General features: G+C 59.6%; 12 protein-coding genes. 11 read left to right on the top strand and 1 reads right to left on the bottom strand.

Annotation, left to right across the window (positions count from 1 at the left end):
* The first annotated feature begins 174 nt into the window (after window positions 1-174).
* The 11 genes from ACI2KB_RS16920 to hemE all read left to right on the top strand — a co-directional run bounded on the left by ACI2KB_RS16920 (window position 175) and on the right by hemE (window position 16,142).
* Window positions 175-1,239 carry a pilus assembly protein PilM gene (locus ACI2KB_RS16920; protein WP_404636333.1) on the top strand — a complete coding sequence of 355 codons (1,065 nt, stop codon included), beginning with the start codon at window positions 175-177 and terminating at the stop codon, window positions 1,237-1,239.
* Window positions 1,239-1,820 carry a PilN domain-containing protein gene (locus tag ACI2KB_RS16925; RefSeq protein ID WP_404636334.1) on the top strand — a complete coding sequence of 194 codons (582 nt, stop codon included), beginning with the start codon at window positions 1,239-1,241 and terminating at the stop codon, window positions 1,818-1,820. The genes ACI2KB_RS16920 and ACI2KB_RS16925 overlap by 1 nt, the downstream gene beginning before the upstream one ends.
* Window positions 1,817-2,464 (top strand): type 4a pilus biogenesis protein PilO, encoded by a 648-nt coding sequence (pilO, locus tag ACI2KB_RS16930; protein WP_404636335.1) that lies wholly within the window; start codon window positions 1,817-1,819, stop codon window positions 2,462-2,464. The genes ACI2KB_RS16925 and pilO overlap by 4 nt, the downstream gene beginning before the upstream one ends.
* Entirely contained in the window at window positions 2,461-2,988 is a 528-nt protein-coding gene (pilP, locus tag ACI2KB_RS16935) for a type 4a pilus biogenesis lipoprotein PilP (RefSeq protein ID WP_404636336.1), read from the top strand. Before pilO ends, pilP begins: the two co-directional genes overlap by 4 nt.
* 53 nt (window positions 2,989-3,041) lie before the next feature.
* Window positions 3,042-5,132: a type IV pilus secretin PilQ gene (pilQ, locus tag ACI2KB_RS16940; RefSeq protein ID WP_404636337.1), complete on the top strand. Its 2,091-nt coding sequence runs from the start codon at window positions 3,042-3,044 to the stop codon at window positions 5,130-5,132.
* A gap of 4 nt (window positions 5,133-5,136) precedes the next feature.
* Window positions 5,137-5,655 (top strand): shikimate kinase AroK, encoded by a 519-nt coding sequence (gene aroK / locus ACI2KB_RS16945; protein WP_404636338.1) that lies wholly within the window; start codon window positions 5,137-5,139, stop codon window positions 5,653-5,655.
* A gap of 129 nt (window positions 5,656-5,784) precedes the next feature.
* Window positions 5,785-6,888 carry a 3-dehydroquinate synthase gene (aroB, locus tag ACI2KB_RS16950; protein ID WP_404636339.1) on the top strand — a complete coding sequence of 368 codons (1,104 nt, stop codon included), beginning with the start codon at window positions 5,785-5,787 and terminating at the stop codon, window positions 6,886-6,888.
* Window positions 6,889-6,898: 10 nt separating this feature from the next.
* Window positions 6,899-8,527, top strand: a complete 1,629-nt coding sequence (locus tag ACI2KB_RS16955; RefSeq protein ID WP_404636340.1) for an AAA family ATPase — start codon at window positions 6,899-6,901, stop codon at window positions 8,525-8,527.
* Window positions 8,528-8,885: 358 nt separating this feature from the next.
* Complete coding sequence (gene gltB, locus ACI2KB_RS16960) at window positions 8,886-13,331, top strand: glutamate synthase large subunit (protein ID WP_404636341.1); 4,446 nt, start codon at window positions 8,886-8,888, stop codon at window positions 13,329-13,331.
* A gap of 115 nt (window positions 13,332-13,446) precedes the next feature.
* A complete protein-coding gene (locus ACI2KB_RS16965; protein ID WP_404636342.1) occupies window positions 13,447-14,865 on the top strand; it encodes an FAD-dependent oxidoreductase in 1,419 nt (472 codons plus the stop codon).
* A 212-nt stretch (window positions 14,866-15,077) separates the two neighbouring features.
* Window positions 15,078-16,142: a uroporphyrinogen decarboxylase gene (gene hemE / locus ACI2KB_RS16970; protein ID WP_404636343.1), complete on the top strand. Its 1,065-nt coding sequence runs from the start codon at window positions 15,078-15,080 to the stop codon at window positions 16,140-16,142.
* Window positions 16,143-16,261: 119 nt separating this feature from the next.
* Here hemE and ACI2KB_RS16975 read toward each other — a convergent pair whose 3' ends face one another.
* Window positions 16,262-17,563, bottom strand: a complete 1,302-nt coding sequence (locus ACI2KB_RS16975) for an MFS transporter (RefSeq protein ID WP_404636344.1) — start codon at window positions 17,561-17,563, stop codon at window positions 16,262-16,264.
* Window positions 17,564-17,570 lie beyond the last annotated feature (7 nt).

A 17,570-nucleotide genomic window follows, 5' to 3' on the forward strand; every position in this document is an offset into this window, starting at 1 on the left:
AAGCGCAGGCATTTACAAATGAACACGCCTTGAAGCTTTGCAACACGAAAAAAACGCTCGGCATTATAAGCATTTTTCGTCGTCGAGCGTTATTTGCGCTACTGTCAAGGCTGTCGGCTGTGTTGTTGGACAAAAAAATATCCGTAAGTGACGGAAACGCATAGGGAATCGGTTGTGTTCGAACTCTTCAGTAAGAAGGCCAATACCCTTCTAGGGATCGATATAAGCTCCACCTCGGTAAAGCTTCTTGAATTGAGTCGTTCCGGTGCCCGCTACAAGGTCGAGTCTTACGCGGTCGAGCCGCTGCCGCCCAATGCAGTGGTCGAGAAAAACATCGCCGAACTGGAAGGAGTCGGCAATGCATTGACGCGCGTGCTGACCAAGGCCAAGACCAACGTCAAAATCGCGGCGGTTGCCGTGGCGGGGTCGGCGGTCATCACCAAGACCATCGAGATGGACGCCGGGCTTTCCGATGACGAGATGGAAAACCAGCTCAAGATCGAAGCCGACCAATACATCCCTTATCCGCTGGAAGAAGTCGCCATCGATTTCGAAGTGCAAGGCTATTCGGCTCGTAACCCTGAGCGCGTGGAAGTCTTGCTCGCCGCCTGCCGCAAGGAAAACGTCGAAGTGCGCGAGGCAGCGCTCGCACTGGCCAATCTCACGGCCCGCGTCGTCGACGTTGAAGCCTATGCCCTTGAGCGCTCGTTCGGCCTGCTGTCTGCCCAGTTGGGGCAGGGGCACGATCAACTGACGGTGGCGGTGATCGACATCGGCGCCACCATGACCACCCTGAGCGTGCTGCACAACAGCCGCATCATCTACACCCGCGAGCAATTGTTCGGCGGACGTCAATTGACGGAAGAAATCCAGCGCCGCTATGGCCTGTCTCAAGGCGAAGCCGGTCTTGCGAAGAAACAGGGCGGTTTGCCGGACGACTACACCCTCGAAGTGTTGCAGCCGTTCAAGGACGCCGTGGTTCAGCAGGTCTCCCGATCCTTGCAGTTCTTCTTTGCCGCCGGTCAGTACAACCGTGTCGACTACATCATGCTGGCGGGTGGAACGGCGTCCATCGCAGGGCTTGATCGCTTGATCCAGGAGCGTCTCGGAACGCCCACCATGGTCGCCAACCCTTTCGCCGATATGGCGCTGAGTGCCAAGGTCAACGCCGGTGCGCTGGCCAGTGACGCCCCTGCATTGATGATCGCCTGTGGTCTGGCGTTGAGGAGCTTCGACTGATGGCACGGATCAACTTACTTCCCTGGCGTGAACAACTGCGCGAAGAGCGCAAGAAGCGCTTTCTGCTGTCGCTGGCGGGCGTGCTGGTAGCAGGTGTCGGTGCGATCTTCCTGGCTGATCAATACCTGAGCAGCGCGATCAATCACCAGAACGCGCGTAACCAGTTCATCAAGACCGAAATTGTCCAGCTCGATGCCCGGATCAAAGAGATCAGCGAGCTAAAGGCGCGGCGCAAACAACTGCTGGAGCGGATGAAGATCATTCAGGACTTGCAGGGCAACCGCCCGATCATCGGCAGGATTTTCGATCAACTGGCCCGCACGCTGCCCGATGGCGTGTATTTCAATGAAGTGAAGATGACCGACAAGCTGATCAGCATTTCCGGGGCAGCCGAATCGAACAACCGTGTATCGGATCTGCTGCGCAATCTGGAAGCGTCTGACTGGCTGGAGTCGCCCAGTCTGACGGAGGTGAAGGCCAACAGTGCAGCCGGTTCGGCGGATCAGTCCAACTCGTTCCAGTTGACCGTACGTCAGACGCAACCTGCGGTTGATCCGGTCGAGAAGGGGGGCAAGCCATGAATGTGAATGAATGGCTGGACAGCCTGCGCAAGATCGACATCAACGACCTGGACGTCAACAATCTGGGCTCATGGCCTGCCGCTGCCAAGACCATCGTGGGCGCCTTGTTGCTGGTGTTGGTGTTAGCGGGCGGATACTTTTTCTACATTCAGGACATGCAAACGCAGCTGGATCAGGCGCGTAATGACGAAAATGCGTTGAAGGAGCAGTTCTCTACCAAGGCGTTTCAGGCGGCGAACCTGCCGGCCTACAAAGCGCAGATGGTCGAGATGGAAAACACCTTCGGTGCGTTGTTACGCCAACTGCCGAGTGACACTGAAGTCCCCGGCCTGCTGGAAGACATCACCCGGACCGGGCTGGGCAGCGGGCTGGAGTTCGAGGAAATCAAGCTGTTGCCGGAGGCAGCCCAGCAGTTCTATATCGAATTGCCCATCCAGATCACGGTGACAGGCGGCTATCACGATCTGGCGACCTTCGTCAGCGGTGTTGCCAGCCTGCCGCGTATCGTCACGTTGCACGATTTCGAAATCAAACCGGTGGACGCCAAGTCCCCTGGAAAGCTGCGCATGAGCATTCTCGCCAAGACCTATCGCTACAACGACAAGGGGCTTTCAACCACTGATAACAAAGGACAGGCGAAATGAGGGCCGTGCATTGGTTGTGCATGGGCGTCACGTTGGTGGCCCTGGCCGGTTGTGACAGTTCCAGCGAGTTCGACGATCTGAAGCAGTTCATGGCGCAAGTGCGGGCGCGCCCGGCCGGTGCCATCGAGCCTATGCCCAAGTTCAGGCCGTATGAGGCGTTCACCTATGCAGCGGCGAGCCTGCGTAGCCCGTTTCAGCCGCCGATCAAGGTCGATCTGGTCAATCGCCAGAAAGGTTCGCGTCTGGTGCAGCCCGATCCGACCCGGGTCAAACAGTTCCTGGAAGGCTTTAATATCGACGGCTTCGAAATGGTCGGTACGTTGAGCAACGAAACCGGGATGTTTGCACTGTTACGCGGTGCCGGTGGGGTTCATCGGGTCAAGGTGGGTGACTATCTGGGGCGCAATGACGGCCGCATCGTGTCGATCACCGAATCGGCCGTGCAGGTGATAGAAATCGTTCCAGATGGAGAGGGAGCCTGGCTTGAGCGGCCGCGCAGCATTTCCCTGAAAGAACGCTCATGAAGACGAACAGCAAGCGATACACCTTCGAATTGGCACAGTGGTGGAATGTGAACATGACCAGGATTCTTTCGATTATCGGCGTATCGCTATGGATGGCGATGCTTTCACCGATTCTCCAGGCGGCCAATCTCAAGACACTCGATGTGGCCGCATTGCCGGGAGATCGGGTCGAGTTGAAACTGTCCTTCGACGGTCCGGTGGCGGCGCCGCGGGGCTACACCACCGAGCAACCGGCGCGCATTGCACTGGATTTGCCGGGTGTGACCAGCCAGTTGGGCACTAAGAGCCGTGACCTTGGCACCGGGAATGCGCGCAGCGTCGTAGTCGTCGAGGCCAAGGATCGCACCCGTGTGATCATCAACCTGACGACGCTGGCGCCATACAGTTCGCGTGTGGAAGGTAACAATTTGTTCGTGGTTGTGGGTCAGGGCGCGACCGCTGCCCAAGGGTCCCAGCCGAGCACTGCTAAGGGCGCGCCCCGTGTAAGCGTGCCGCCTGTTACGGCGAACGGTGGGCAGGCCAAACCTGCTGCGCGCTCGTATGCGCCCGGGCCAAGATCGGTGCGTAACGTCGACTTCCAGCGCGGCGAGCTGGGCGAAGGCAACGTGGTCATCGAGTTGAGCGATCCGACCATCGCGCCGGACATCCAGGAGCAGGGCGGCAAGATTCGTGTCGATTTCGCCAATACTCAGCTACCTGATCCTCTGCGTGTTCGTCTGGACGTGAAAGATTTCGCGACTCCTGTGCAGTTCGTCAATTCCAGCGTCACGGGCAACAAAACCAGCATCTCCATCGAGCCGTCCGGTGCGTTCGATTACTCGGCCTACCAAACGGACAACAAGCTGACCATCAGCGTGCGTCCCTTGACTAATGAAGATGTCGCCCGTCGCAATGCCGACAAGCTGGTGTACACCGGCGAGAAACTGTCGCTGAATTTCCAGGACATCGATGTGCGTTCTGTGCTGCAACTGATCGCCGACTTCACCAACCTCAACCTGGTGGCCAGTGACACGGTTCAAGGCGGCATCACGTTGCGCCTGCAAAACGTGCCCTGGGACCAGGCACTGGATCTGGTGCTGAAAACCAAGGGCCTGGACAAGCGCAAAGTGGGTAACGTGCTGCTTGTTGCCCCGGCAGATGAAATTGCTGCTCGGGAGCGTCAGGAACTGGAGTCGCTGAAGCAGATTTCCGAATTGGCCCCGCTGCGTCGCGAATTGTTGCAAGTGAACTACGCCAAGGCTGCCGACATCGCCAAGCTGTTCCAGTCGGTGACCAGTGCCGAATCCAAGGAACAGGAGCGTGGCTCGATCACCGTGGATGAGCGCACCAACAACATCATTGCCTACCAGACACAGGATCGTCTGGACGAGTTGCGCCGTATCGTGTCCCAACTGGACATCCCGGTGCGTCAGGTGATGATCGAGGCGCGAATCGTCGAGGCCAACGTTGACTACGACAAGTCGCTGGGCGTGCGTTGGGGTGGCTCGAAAACGAGCGGTAACTTCACCACCGGCGGTAGCGGCACGGTGACCGGCGCTGGCAACACCAACGGCCCTTATGTCGATCTGGGTGTCAGCGACCCGACATCGTCCATCGGTCTGGGCTTCCTGACCAACAACACGATTCTTGACCTCGAACTGACTGCCATGGAGAAGACCGGCAACGGTGAAGTGGTTTCGCAGCCGAAAGTCGTCACCTCGGACAAGGAAACGGCGAAAATCCTGAAAGGCACTGAAGTGCCGTATCAGGAAGCGAGTTCCAGCGGTGCGACGTCGGTGTCGTTCAAGGAGGCCTCGCTCTCCCTGGAGGTGACCCCGCAGATCACGCCGGACAACCGTATCATCATGGAAGTGAAGGTCACCAAGGACGAGCCTGACTACGTCAATACCGTATTGGGCGTACCGCCGATCAAGAAAAACGAGGTCAACGCCAAGGTATTGGTTTCTGACGGAGAGACCATCGTGATCGGCGGCGTTTTCTCCAATACGCAGAATAAAGTCGTCGACAAGGTGCCCTATTTGGGCGATGTGCCGTATGTTGGCCGCCTTTTCCGGCGGGATGTGGTCACGGAATCGAAATCCGAGCTGCTGGTGTTCCTCACTCCGCGTATCATGAACAACCAGGCGATTGCTGTGAGTCGTTGATTCTGTGCGAAATTTAATACTTGTGGGGCCGATGGGGGCTGGCAAAAGCACCATCGGCCGTTTGCTGGCCAAAGAGCTGCGACTGCCGTTCAAGGATTCTGACAAGGAAATCGAACAGCGAACGGGGGCCAATATCCCGTGGATTTTCGACAAGGAAGGTGAAGCAGGCTTTCGTGAACGTGAAGCTGCCATGATTGCCGAGCTGTGCGCCTATGATGGCGTCGTGCTCGCAACGGGTGGCGGCGCGGTCATGCGTGAAGAAAACCGTCGAACTCTGCACGCGGGCGGACGGGTGGTCTATTTGCATGCGTCCGTCGAGCAGCAGGTCGGGCGTACGTCTCGTGACCGTAATCGGCCACTTTTGCGCACCGCTGACCCGGCTCGGGTCCTGCGAGACTTGTTGGCCATTCGCGATCCGCTGTACCGCGAAATCGCCGATGTCATCATCGAAACCGATGAGCGGCCACCTCGTATGGTCGTGCAGGACATTCTCGCCCTGTTGGCCGAGCTTCCCCCCCGTTAAAGCGCAGGCAGAAATGCGCTATCCTCGGCGACCATAAAAAGCAGGGTCGCCGAATGGCCCTGCGCCATGGTCCGTATCGACGCTTTCGTGTCGAACAGGCATCCAATTGTCAGAACAGTGTGGGGACACATGCAGACACTCAAGGTCGAGCTCGGCGAACGTAGCTACCCGATTCATATTGGCGAGGGCTTGCTGGATCGGCCTGAGCTGCTGACGCCGTATATCGCTGGCAAACAGGTCGCGATTGTTTCCAACAGCACCGTTGCGCCGCTGTACATCGAGCGCCTGACCAAGACACTGGCCGGTTACAACGTTCTGCCGATCGTGCTTCCCGACGGCGAAGCCTTCAAGAACTGGGAAACCCTGCAACTCATCTTCGATGCCTTGCTGACCGCTCGTCACGACCGTCGCACGACGGTGATCGCCTTGGGCGGCGGCGTCATCGGTGACATGGCCGGTTTTGCGGCTGCCTGCTATCAGCGCGGTGTCGACTTCATCCAGATTCCGACCACACTGCTGTCGCAAGTGGACTCTTCGGTGGGTGGCAAGACCGGCATCAACCATCCGCTGGGCAAAAACATGGTGGGCGCGTTCTATCAGCCCAATGCCGTGCTGATCGACACGCTGTCCCTGAGTACCCTGCCTGAACGCGAGCTGTCGGCGGGGCTGGCTGAGGTCATCAAATACGGTCTGATTTGTGACGAACCATTCCTGACATGGCTCGAAGACAATATGGACAAGCTTCGCGCACTGGATCAGGCCACCCTGACGACCGCCATTGAGCGCTCCTGTGCGGCCAAGGCTGCTGTGGTCGGTGCGGATGAGCGTGAGTCGGGCGTACGCGCGACATTGAATCTGGGCCACACCTTCGGCCACGCCATCGAAACCCACATGGGCTATGGCGTGTGGCTGCATGGCGAGGCGGTTGCGGCAGGTACGGTCATGGCGCTGGAAATGTCGGCGCGTCTGGGCTGGATCAGTGAGCAGGAACGGGATCGTGGTATTCGTCTGTTTCAGCGGGCCGGTTTGCCGGTCGTGCCGCCTGAAGACATGACGCCTGAGCATTTCCTTGAGCACATGGCGGTGGACAAGAAGGTGATCGACGGTCGTCTGCGTCTGGTGTTGTTGAGCCGTATGGGCGAGGCAGTGGTGACTGACGAATATCCAAAAGAAGTTTTACAGGCCACATTGGTTGCGGACTACCGCGCCTTGGTGGATCAGCTTAGAGGTTAATGATAAATCCATGACTAGTTTGCACGCCGATGAGGCCTTCCTCGGTCATTACCAGTTGAGTCATGACCCTTTTGCCACGCGGGTCCCCGGCTTCAAGTTCTTCCCTGCCCAGCGCAAGCCTGTACTGGGTCAGTTGCACCATCTGGCCCGTTACAGTGAGCTGCTGTTGCTGGTTACCGGCCCTCACGGTAGCGGCAAGACGCTGTTGCGTCAGGCGCTGGTGGCGAGCACCAACAAGCAGTCGGTACAAAGCGTGGTCGTTTCGGCCCGTGGCGCGGGTGATGCCTCTGGCGTGCTGCGTCAGGTGGCTCAGGCGCTGAACGTCGATCAACCGGAAATGCGCGCGATTCTTTCGCAGGTCGTGCAACTGGCCCTGACCGGTCAGGAAGTCTACGTATTGGTGGACGACGCCGAACAACTGGGCGAATCGGCACTCGAAGCGTTGTTGGGATTGGCGGCGGGCACACCGGAAGGTCGTCCGCATGTCTTCCTGTTCGGCGAGGCTTCGATTATCGATCGTCTGGATCAACTGTGCGCCGAGAGTGGTACCGAGGGAGAGCGCTTCCACGTTATCGAGCTGGCACCGTATACAGAAGAAGAAACCCGTGAGTATCTGGCGCAGCGTCTGGAAGGCGCGGGGCAAGGCATCGAGGTTTTCAGTGCCGAGCAGATCGCCGATATCCACGAGCAGTCCAATGGATGGCCGGGCGCGATCAACCAGGTCGCGCGCGACTCGATGATCGAAGCCATGATCGCCAGCCGCTCTGCGGTCAAGCGTCCAAGTATGGGGTTCAAAATGCCTAAGAAACACGTGTTGGCTTTGGGTGGGGTAGTGGCTGCTGCGGTATTGGCGGCTGTGTTGATTCCGGGGCGCGGCACGGCGCCGACTGCACCGGCCAACTCCCAGGCTCAACTGCCTCTGGGCCAGGGCCAGACGCCTGCCCAGCAATCGAACAACGGTGGCCCGGCTATCGAGTTCGCCGGTAACTCGCAGCCGATGCCGCTACCGTTGGTCGGTAATTCGCAACCTGTCATGCGCGGCCCATTGGCTGAAGCGGCGGGTTCGGGCGAAGGCGACGGCGAAGACGGCGGCCCTGCAGCCAATCAGCCGCTGCAACCGCCTACCGTGACGACCACCGCGCCACCTGCGGGTGCTGCGGCAGGCCCGGCGCCGTCCATGGCGCAGGCACAAACCCAGGTGCCAACGCCGCGTCCGGCGCCAGCACCCGCTGCACCTAAGCCTGCGCCTGCTCCAGCGGCCAAACCCGCGCCAGCACCGACTCAGGTCGCAACTGCCAAGCCTGCACCAGCACCTGCCGCCAAGCCCGCTGCCGCAGCGCCTGCGGCATCCGGTGGTGGCTGGTACGCCGGTCAGGCGCCTACGCATTTCGTGGTGCAGATTCTGGGCACAAGCTCCGAAGCCACTGCGCAGAATTACGTGAAAGAGCAGGGTGCCGAGTACCGGTACTTCAAGAAAACCCTGCAAGGCAAGCCGCTGTACGTGGTCACCTACGGCAGTTTTACCGACCGCAATGCTGCACTTGCCGCTATCAAGAACTTGCCAGCGAAGGTTCAGGCTGGTAAACCTTGGCCTCGCACTGTCGGCAGTATCCAACAGGAACTCGCTGCCGCTCGCTGATGATGTCGCGACCTTATCCGGGTCGCGCAGTTAGCTCCCCCGAAATCGCGCATGAGCGTGCTGCCAATGAGCAGCGCGCCTTGCGGTGTCTGCGTCTCAGACACCCATTGAACTTCGGGCTCTCTTTGGTCAGACTCGCAACAAAGCTCTGGCTAGCACGAGAATCGCTGTAAAACCTTTCATAAATGCGACATGAATTTTCGACGTTTCGTCGCAAAATTTGTGAGGCTTTGTGTCGGTGTGTACAATGACCTCCCTTTTGCTCCCGCAAAGCTGGCGTACGTTCAGCGTGGACGGTAAATGGTTGAATTGAAAAGAAATTTGCCTCGCCAAGAGGCAGCCTGGTGAGAATGTGTCTATGAAAGCAGGTCTGTACCAACCAGAAGAGTTCAAGGATAACTGCGGTTTCGGCTTGATTGCCCATATGCAAGGCGAACCCAGTCATCATCTGTTGCAAACGGCTATCGAAGCCCTGACCTGCATGACCCACCGCGGTGGGATCAACGCCGACGGCAAGACCGGTGACGGTTGCGGGCTGTTGATGCAAAAACCCGACACGTTCTTGCGCGCTGTCGCAAAAGAACAATTCAGCGTCGAGCTGCCGCGCCAGTATTGCGTGGGCATGGTGTTCCTGAACCAGGACGACGCCAAGGCCGAAGCTGCCCGCGAGAATATGAATCGCGAGATCCTGGCTGAAGGTCTGACCGTGATCGGCTGGCGCCAGGTGCCCATCGACACCAGCGTTCTGGGCCGTCTGGCACTGGAGCGTCTGCCGAAGATCGAGCAGGTGTTCATCGGCGGTGAAGGCCTGAGCGATCAGGAATTCGCGATCAAGCTGTTCTGTGCCCGTCGTCGCTCGTCCGTGGCCAACGCCGCCGACACCGACCACTACATCTGCAGCTTTTCGCACAAGACCATCATTTATAAAGGTCTGATGATGCCGCGTGACCTCACGGCATTCTATCCAGACCTGGGCGACGAACGTCTGCAGACCGCGATCTGCGTGTTCCACCAGCGCTTCTCGACCAACACCCTGCCGAAATGGCCGCTGGCTCAGCCATTCCGCTTCCTCGCCCATAACGGCGAGATCAACACCATTACCGGTAACCGCAACTGGGCGCAGGCCCGTCGCACCAAGTTCGCCAACGACTTGATGGTGCTGGACGAGTTGGGTCCGCTGGTCAACCGCGTGGGGTCCGACTCTTCGAGCATGGACAACATGCTGGAGTTGATGGTGACCGGCGGTATCGACCTGTTCCGTGGCGTGCGCATGCTCGTGCCGCCAGCGTGGCAGAACGTCGAGACCATGGACCCGGATCTGCGTGCGTTCTACGAATTCAACTCCATGCACATGGAGCCGTGGGACGGCCCGGCCGGTATCGTGATGACCGAAGGCCGCCATGCGGTCTGCCTGCTCGACCGTAATGGTCTGCGTCCGGCGCGCTGGGTCACTACCAAGAACGGCTACATCACCCTGGCGTCGGAAATCGGCGTGTGGAACTACACCCCGGAAGACGTCATCGCCAAAGGCCGTGTCGGGCCGGGTCAGATCTTTGCCGTGGACACCGAAACCGGCCAGATCCTCGATACCGACGCCATCGACAGCCGTCTGAAGTCGCGCCATCCCTACAAGCAATGGCTGCGCAAGCACGCGCTGCGCATTCAAGCGACCCTGGAAGACCACGACCACGGTTCGGCGTTCTATAACCAGGATCAGCTCAAGCAGTACATGAAGATGTTCCAGGTCACGTTCGAGGAACGCGATCAGGTGCTGCGTCCGTTGGGCGAGCAAGGTCAGGAAGCCGTTGGCTCCATGGGTGACGACACGCCAATGGCCGTGCTGTCGCGTCGTGTTCGCACGCCATACGACTACTTCCGTCAGCAGTTTGCGCAGGTCACCAACCCGCCGATCGACCCGCTGCGTGAAGCCATCGTCATGTCGCTGGAAGTCTGCCTCGGTGCCGAGCGCAACATCTTCCAGGAATCCCCTGAGCACGCTTCCCGCGTGATTCTCAGTTCGCCGGTCATTTCGCCTGCCAAGTGGCGTGCGCTGATGAACCTGGAGCGTGAAGGCTTTGATCGTCAGGTCATTGACCTGAACTACGACGAAAGCGTTGGCCTGGAAGCGGCCGTGCGTAACGTCGCTGATCAGGCGGAGGAGGCTGTGCGTGCCGGTCGTACCCAGATCGTGCTGAGCGACCGTCACATTGCGCCGGGCAAGCTGCCGATCCACGCCTCGCTGGCCACCGGTGCGGTGCACCACCGCCTGACCGAAAAAGGCCTGCGCTGCGACAGCAACATTCTGGTCGAGACCGCGACCGCTCGCGATCCGCATCATTTCGCCGTCCTGATTGGCTTCGGTGCTTCGGCGGTGTATCCGTTCCTGGCGTACGAGGTGCTGGGCGACCTGATCCGTACCGGCGAAGTGCTGGGCGACCTGTACGAAGTGTTCAAGAACTACCGCAAAGGCATCACCAAGGGGCTGCTCAAGATCCTGTCGAAGATGGGCATCTCGACTATCGGCTCGTACCGTGGCGCGCAGCTGTTCGAGGCCATCGGCCTGTCCGAAGAAGTCTGCGAGCTGAGCTTCCGTGGTGTGCCAAGCCGCATCAAGGGCGCGCGTTTCGTCGACATCGAAGCCGAACAGAAAGCCCTGTCCGTCGAAGCCTGGAGTCCGCGCAAGCCAATCCAGCAAGGCGGCCTGCTGAAGTTCGTCTACGGCGGCGAATACCACGCCTACAACCCTGACGTAGTGGCGACGCTGCAAGCCGCTGTGCAGCAGGGCGACTACGCCAAGTTCAAGGAATACACCGCACTGGTGGACAACCGTCCGGTGTCGATGATTCGTGACCTGTTCAAAGTCAAAGAACTCGACACACCGATGAGCATTGATGAGGTCGAGCCACTGGAAGCGATCCTCAAGCGTTTCGACTCGGCCGGTATCTCGCTGGGCGCATTGTCGCCGGAAGCTCACGAAGCACTGGCCGAGGCGATGAACCGCCTGGGCGCTCGTTCCAACTCCGGTGAGGGCGGTGAAGATCCGTCGCGTTACGGCACCATTCGTAGTTCAAAGATCAAACAGATCGCGACCGGTCGTTTCGGTGTGACGCCGGAGTATCTGGTCAACGCGGACGTGTTGCAGATCAAGGTCGCCCAAGGCGCCAAACCGGGTGAAGGCGGTCAACTGCCGGGCGGCAAGGTCAACGGCCTGATCGCCAAGCTGCGTTACGCAGTGCCGGGCGTGACCCTGATTTCGCCTCCACCACACCACGACATCTACTCGATCGAAGACTTGTCGCAGCTGATTTTCGACCTCAAGCAGGTCAACCCGTCGGCGCTGGTTTCGGTCAAGCTGGTGGCAGAAGCGGGCGTCGGCACCATTGCTGCCGGTGTAGCCAAGGCCTACGCGGACTTGATCACCATTTCCGGCTATGACGGCGGTACCGGTGCATCGCCACTGTCGTCGATCAAATACGCGGGCGCCCCGTGGGAAATCGGCTTGGCCGAAACCCACCAGACCCTGCGCGGTAACGACCTGCGCGGCAAGGTCCGGGTACAGACCGACGGCGGTCTGAAAACCGGTCTGGACGTGATCAAGGCTGCGATCCTCGGCGCCGAAAGCTTCGGCTTCGGTACTGCACCCATGATCGCGCTGGGCTGCAAATACCTGCGTATCTGCCACCTGAACAACTGCGCTACCGGTGTTGCGACTCAGAACGACAAGCTGCGCAAGGATCACTACATCGGCACCGTCGACATGGTGATCAACTTCTTCACCTACGTGGCGGAAGAAACCCGCGAATGGCTGGCCAAGCTGGGCGTGCGCTCGCTGGAAGAGCTGATCGGTCGTACCGATTTGCTGGACATCCTGCCGGGCGAGACCGAGAAGCAGCAGCACCTGGACCTGACCCCGTTGCTGGGCAGCGATCACATCCCGGCTGACAAACCTCAGTTCAGCCTGGTCGACCGCAACCCACCGTTCGACCAGGGCCTGCTGGCCGAGAAAATGGTCGAGATGGCCAAGGCGGCCATCGAGTCGAAGAGCGGCGGCGAGTACGAGCTGGATATCTGCAACTGCGACCGCTCTATTGGCGCGCGTATTTCTGGTGAAATCGCCAAGCTGCACGGCAACCAGGGCATGAAAGATGCGCCTGTGACCTTCCGCTTCAAGGGCACGGCCGGTCAGAGCTTCGGCGTGTGGAACGCCGGTGGTCTGAACATGTACCTGGAAGGCGACGCCAACGACTACGTCGGTAAGGGCATGACCGCAGGCAAATTGGTGATCGTGCCGCCAAAAGGCAGCCCGTTCAAAACCCAGGACAGCGCCATCGTCGGTAACACCTGTCTGTACGGCGCAACCGGCGGCAAGCTGTTTGCCGCAGGGACCGCAGGCGAGCGTTTCGGCGTGCGTAACTCTGGCGCTCACGCCGTTGTTGAAGGCACTGGCGACCACTGCTGCGAATACATGACCGGTGGTTTCGTCTGCGTACTGGGCAAGACCGGCTACAACTTCGGTTCCGGCATGACCGGTGGTTTCGCCTACGTGCTCGATCAGGACAATACCTTCGTTGACCGGGTCAACCACGAACTGGTTGAAATCCAGCGCATCAGCGGTGAAGCGATGGAAGCCTATCGCAGCCACCTGGAAAGCGTGCTTGCGGAATACGTGAAGGAAACCGACAGCGAATGGGGTCGTAATCTCTGGGAAAACCTGGATGACTACCTGCGCCGCTTCTGGCTGGTGAAACCAAAAGCCGCGAACCTGAAGTCGCTGTTGTCCAGCACCCGCGCTAACCCGCAATAACGCAGCCACCGCTGCAAGCTTTGAGCACAAAGCTTGCAGCGTCGTGTGCAAAACCGAATTTGATTTTCTTGCAGCTTGAAGCGTGTCGCTCGAAGCTGCCGCGAAGAGGCTCCAAATGGCTGAACGTCTGAGTAACGACTTCCAGTTCATCGATGTCGGGCGCAAAGATCCGAAGAAGAAACTGCTGCGTCAACGCAAGAAAGAGTTCGTGGAAATCTACGAACCTTTCAAACCCCAGCAATCGGCCGATCAGGCCCACCGTTGCCTGGGTTGCGGCAACCCGTACTGTGAATGGAAATGCCCTGTGCATAACTTCATTCCCAACTGGCTGAAACTGGTGTCCGAGGGCAACATCCTCGCGGCTGCCGAGCTGTCGCACCAGACCAACACCCTGCCGGAAGTCTGCGGCCGTGTGTGCCCGCAGGACCGTCTGTGTGAAGGCGCGTGCACCCTCAACGACGGTTTCGGTGCAGTGACCATCGGTTCGGTGGAGAAGTACATCACCGACACCGCGTTCGCCATGGGCTGGCGTCCGGACATGTCCCGTGTGGTGCCAACTGGCAAGCGCGTGGCAATCATTGGTGCAGGCCCGGCGGGTCTGGGCTGCGCTGACGTGCTGGTGCGCGGTGGCGTGACGCCAGTGGTGTTCGACAAGAACCCGGAAATCGGCGGTCTGCTGACCTTCGGCATCCCTGAGTTCAAGCTCGAAAAGAGCGTGCTGAGCAACCGCCGTGAAGTATTCACCGGCATGGGTATCGAATTCCGCCTGAACACCGAAGTCGGCAAGGACATCACCGTCGAGCAACTGCTGACTGAGTTCGATGCCGTATTCATGGGTATGGGCACCTACACCTACATGAAAGGCGGCTTCCCGGGCGAAGACCTGCCGGGCGTGCACGATGCGCTGGATTTCCTGATCGCCAACGTCAACCGCAACCTTGGCTTTGAAAAGTCGCCGGAAGATTTCGTCGACATGAAAGGCAAGAAGGTCGTGGTGCTGGGCGGTGGTGACACCGCGATGGATTGCAACCGTACCTCGATTCGCCAAGGCGCCAAGGCCGTCACTTGTGCCTATCGTCGTGACGAAGAAAACATGCCGGGTTCGCGCAAGGAAGTGAAAAACGCCAAAGAAGAAGGCGTGAAGTTCCTCTACAACCGCCAGCCGATCGCCATCGTGGGCGAGGACAAGGTTGAAGGCGTGAAAGTGGTCGAGACCCGTCTGGGCGAGCCTGATGCACGTGGCCGTCGCAGCCCTGAGCCGATTCCGGGTTCCGAAGAGATTATCCCGGCAGACGCTGTGGTCATCGCGTTCGGTTTCCGCCCAAGCCCGGCGCCGTGGTTCGAACAATACGGCATTGAGATGGACAGCCAGGGGCGCGTCATTGCACCAGAGCAAGGCAAGTTCAAGCATCAGACCAGCAACCCGAAAATCTTTGCCGGTGGTGACATGGTGCGCGGTTCGGACCTAGTGGTGACTGCGATCTTTGAAGGCCGTAATGCGGCTGAAGGGATTCTGGATTACCTGGGCGTCTAAGCGGCACGCACCCTTTAGCAGCAAGGCTTGCCGGCGGTTGCGGTGTGTCTGTAACAGACTGGCGCACCGCTCCCGCCGATAAGCCGTGTTGCTACATAGAAGGCGTGTCAACGCTGCGACAAATCGCCCCCATAGACAAAAGGCACGGTACTGACCGTGCCTTTTGCGTTGGTGTCTGAGAAAATGCCCGCACTTTTTTCCCGGATCCTGCCATGACTGCCCTGAAGAACGACCGTTTCCTTCGCGCCCTGCTCAAGCAACCCGTCGACGTCACCCCTGTGTGGATGATGCGCCAGGCCGGTCGCTACCTCCCGGAATACCGCGCCAGCCGCGCCAAGGCCGGGGATTTCATGAGCCTGTGCAAGAACCCGGCGTTCGCCTGTGAAGTCACTCTGCAGCCGCTCGAGCGTTACCCGCTCGACGCAGCGATCCTGTTCTCCGACATCCTCACCGTGCCGGACGCCATGGGTCTGGGGTTGTACTTCGAAACCGGCGAAGGCCCGCGCTTCAAGAAAACCGTCAGCACCGTGGCCGACATCGAAGCACTGCCCATTCCTGATGCGCAAAAGGATCTGGGTTACGTCATGGACGCGGTCAGTACCATTCGTCGTGAACTCAACGGCCGCGTGCCACTGATCGGTTTCTCCGGCAGCCCGTGGACCTTGGCGACCTACATGGTCGAAGGCGGTTCGTCCAAGGACTTCCGCAAGTCCAAGGCCATGCTCTACGACAACCCACAAGCCATGCACCTGCTGCTGGACAAGCTGGCGCAGTCGGTCACCGCGTACCTGAACGGCCAGATCCTCGCAGGCGCGCAAGCTGTGCAGATTTTCGACAGCTGGGGTGGCAGCCTCTCGGCGGCGGCCTATCAGGAGTTTTCTCTGGCGTACATGCGCAAGATCGTCAGCGGTCTGATCCGGGAACACGAAGGTCGTAAAGTCCCGGTGATCCTGTTTACAAAAGGCGGCGGCCTGTGGCTGGAAAGCATCGCCGACGCGGGCGCCGACGCACTGGGACTGGACTGGACGTGCGACATCGGCGAAGCCCGTCGTCGCGTCGGCAGCAAAGTCGCCCTGCAAGGCAACATGGACCCTACCGTGCTCTATGCGAACCCGCAGGCTATCCGTCAGGAAGTGGCCAACATCCTCAAAAGCTATGGCAGCGGCACCGGTCACGTCTTCAACCTGGGCCACGGCATTACGCCGGAAGTCGATCCGGCCAACGCAGGCGCGTTCATCAATGCGGTGCATGAGTTGTCGGCGCAGTATCACCAGTAAGCGCTGAGCGTTTTTGTGTCTTCCCCCTGTAGCAGTCCGGCTTGCCGGCGGTGGCGTCCTTATGATCGCCACCGCCGGCAAGCCGGACTGCTACAGGTGCGTGGTGTTCTCGATAAAAATCAAACCTGCACATTCACCGCCAACGGTGGCACTTTCGCCAGTTTCAAGGCTGCGCCCAGCGCCACCAGCAGCAGGATGCCGATGAACAGGCCGATGCCGTTCCAACCACCGTAGTGCCAGAACATCCCGCCACCCGTACCGGCGACGCTGGAGCCGACGTAATAGCTGAACAGGTACAGCGACGAGGCCTGGCCCTTGGCTTTGATGGCGCGACGGCCGATCCAGCTACTGGCCACGGAATGGGCGCCGAAGAAACCGAAGGTGAACATCAGCACGCCAATGATCACGACGGCCAGCGGGGTGAACAGGGTCAGCACCAGGCCGATGAACATCAAGCCGATAACCGCCCACAGCACATTGCGACGGCCCAGCTTGTCCGCCAGCGCGCCGATCTTGGCCGAGCTGTAGATACCCGAGAGGTACACCACGGAGAACAGCCCTACGACGGCCTGGCTCAGGTGGTATGGCTCGGCGAGCAAGCGATAGCCGATGTAGTTGAAGAGCGTGACGAAGGACCCCATCAGCAGGAACCCTTCGAGAAACAGCCACGGCAGACCTGCGTCGCGGAACTGCAGAACGAACCCGTCCAGCAGATTGCGGGCATTGAGTGGATTGGGGCGAAAGTTGCGTGACGGCGGCAGGAATTTCCAGAACAGGCAGGCAGCGCCGAGGGCGATCAGGCCCATGATGAACAGCGACGTGTGCCAACTGACGAAATCGCTCAGCACCCCCGTGATCAGACGCCCACTCATGCCGCCAATGGCATTGCCGCCGATGTACAGCCCCATAGCCAGGCCGATGTGCTGTGGATGGATTTCTTCACTGAGGTAGGTCATGCCCACTGCCGCCAGGCCGCTCAGCGAAAGTCCCAGCAACGCCCGAGCGACCAGCACGCCTTCCCAAGTCGGCATCACGGCGCTGATCAGGGTGAAGAACGCGGCGGAAAACAGCGCGAAAACCATCACTGACTTACGCCCAAGGCGGTCGGAAATCGGCCCGGTGATCAGCAGACCGATCGCCATCATGGCAGTGGAGACCGAGAGAATCAGGCTGCTTTGCGCGGCGTTGATGGAAAATTCGCGGGACAGCACCGGCATCATCGGCTGTACGCAGTAGAGCAGGGCGAAGGTGGCGAAACCGCCTGAGAACAGCGCAAGGACGGTGCGAATGAAAGCGGGGGTGTCTTTTTCGATGTAGGTATCACCCAGCGGGACGGCAGCTTTGATCAAGTCAGGCGCGGGGGATGCAGCACTATTCACGATGGACCTCAGGGGGAAGCGGAGCGGCGATGAAAAAAGCATATAGCCT

It is taken from the genome of Pseudomonas sp. NPDC088444, assembly GCF_044900175.1.
In the GTDB taxonomy this organism is placed as follows: Bacteria; Pseudomonadota; Gammaproteobacteria; order Pseudomonadales; family Pseudomonadaceae; genus Aquipseudomonas.

Coding starts and splice junctions, on each gene's coding strand:
- ACI2KB_RS16925 (WP_404636334.1), top strand. CDS start 1,239: ATGGCACGGATCAACTTACTTCCCTGGCGTGAACAACTGCGCGAAGAG.
- pilO (WP_404636335.1), top strand. CDS start 1,817: ATGAATGTGAATGAATGGCTGGACAGCCTGCGCAAGATCGACATCAAC.
- pilP (WP_404636336.1), top strand. CDS start 2,461: ATGAGGGCCGTGCATTGGTTGTGCATGGGCGTCACGTTGGTGGCCCTG.
- pilQ (WP_404636337.1), top strand. CDS start 3,042: ATGACCAGGATTCTTTCGATTATCGGCGTATCGCTATGGATGGCGATG.
- aroB (WP_404636339.1), top strand. CDS start 5,785: ATGCAGACACTCAAGGTCGAGCTCGGCGAACGTAGCTACCCGATTCAT.
- ACI2KB_RS16955 (WP_404636340.1), top strand. CDS start 6,899: ATGACTAGTTTGCACGCCGATGAGGCCTTCCTCGGTCATTACCAGTTG.
- gltB (WP_404636341.1), top strand. CDS start 8,886: ATGAAAGCAGGTCTGTACCAACCAGAAGAGTTCAAGGATAACTGCGGT.
- ACI2KB_RS16965 (WP_404636342.1), top strand. CDS start 13,447: ATGGCTGAACGTCTGAGTAACGACTTCCAGTTCATCGATGTCGGGCGC.
- hemE (WP_404636343.1), top strand. CDS start 15,078: ATGACTGCCCTGAAGAACGACCGTTTCCTTCGCGCCCTGCTCAAGCAA.
- ACI2KB_RS16975 (WP_404636344.1), bottom strand. CDS start 17,563: ATGCTTTTTTCATCGCCGCTCCGCTTCCCCCTGAGGTCCATCGTGAAT.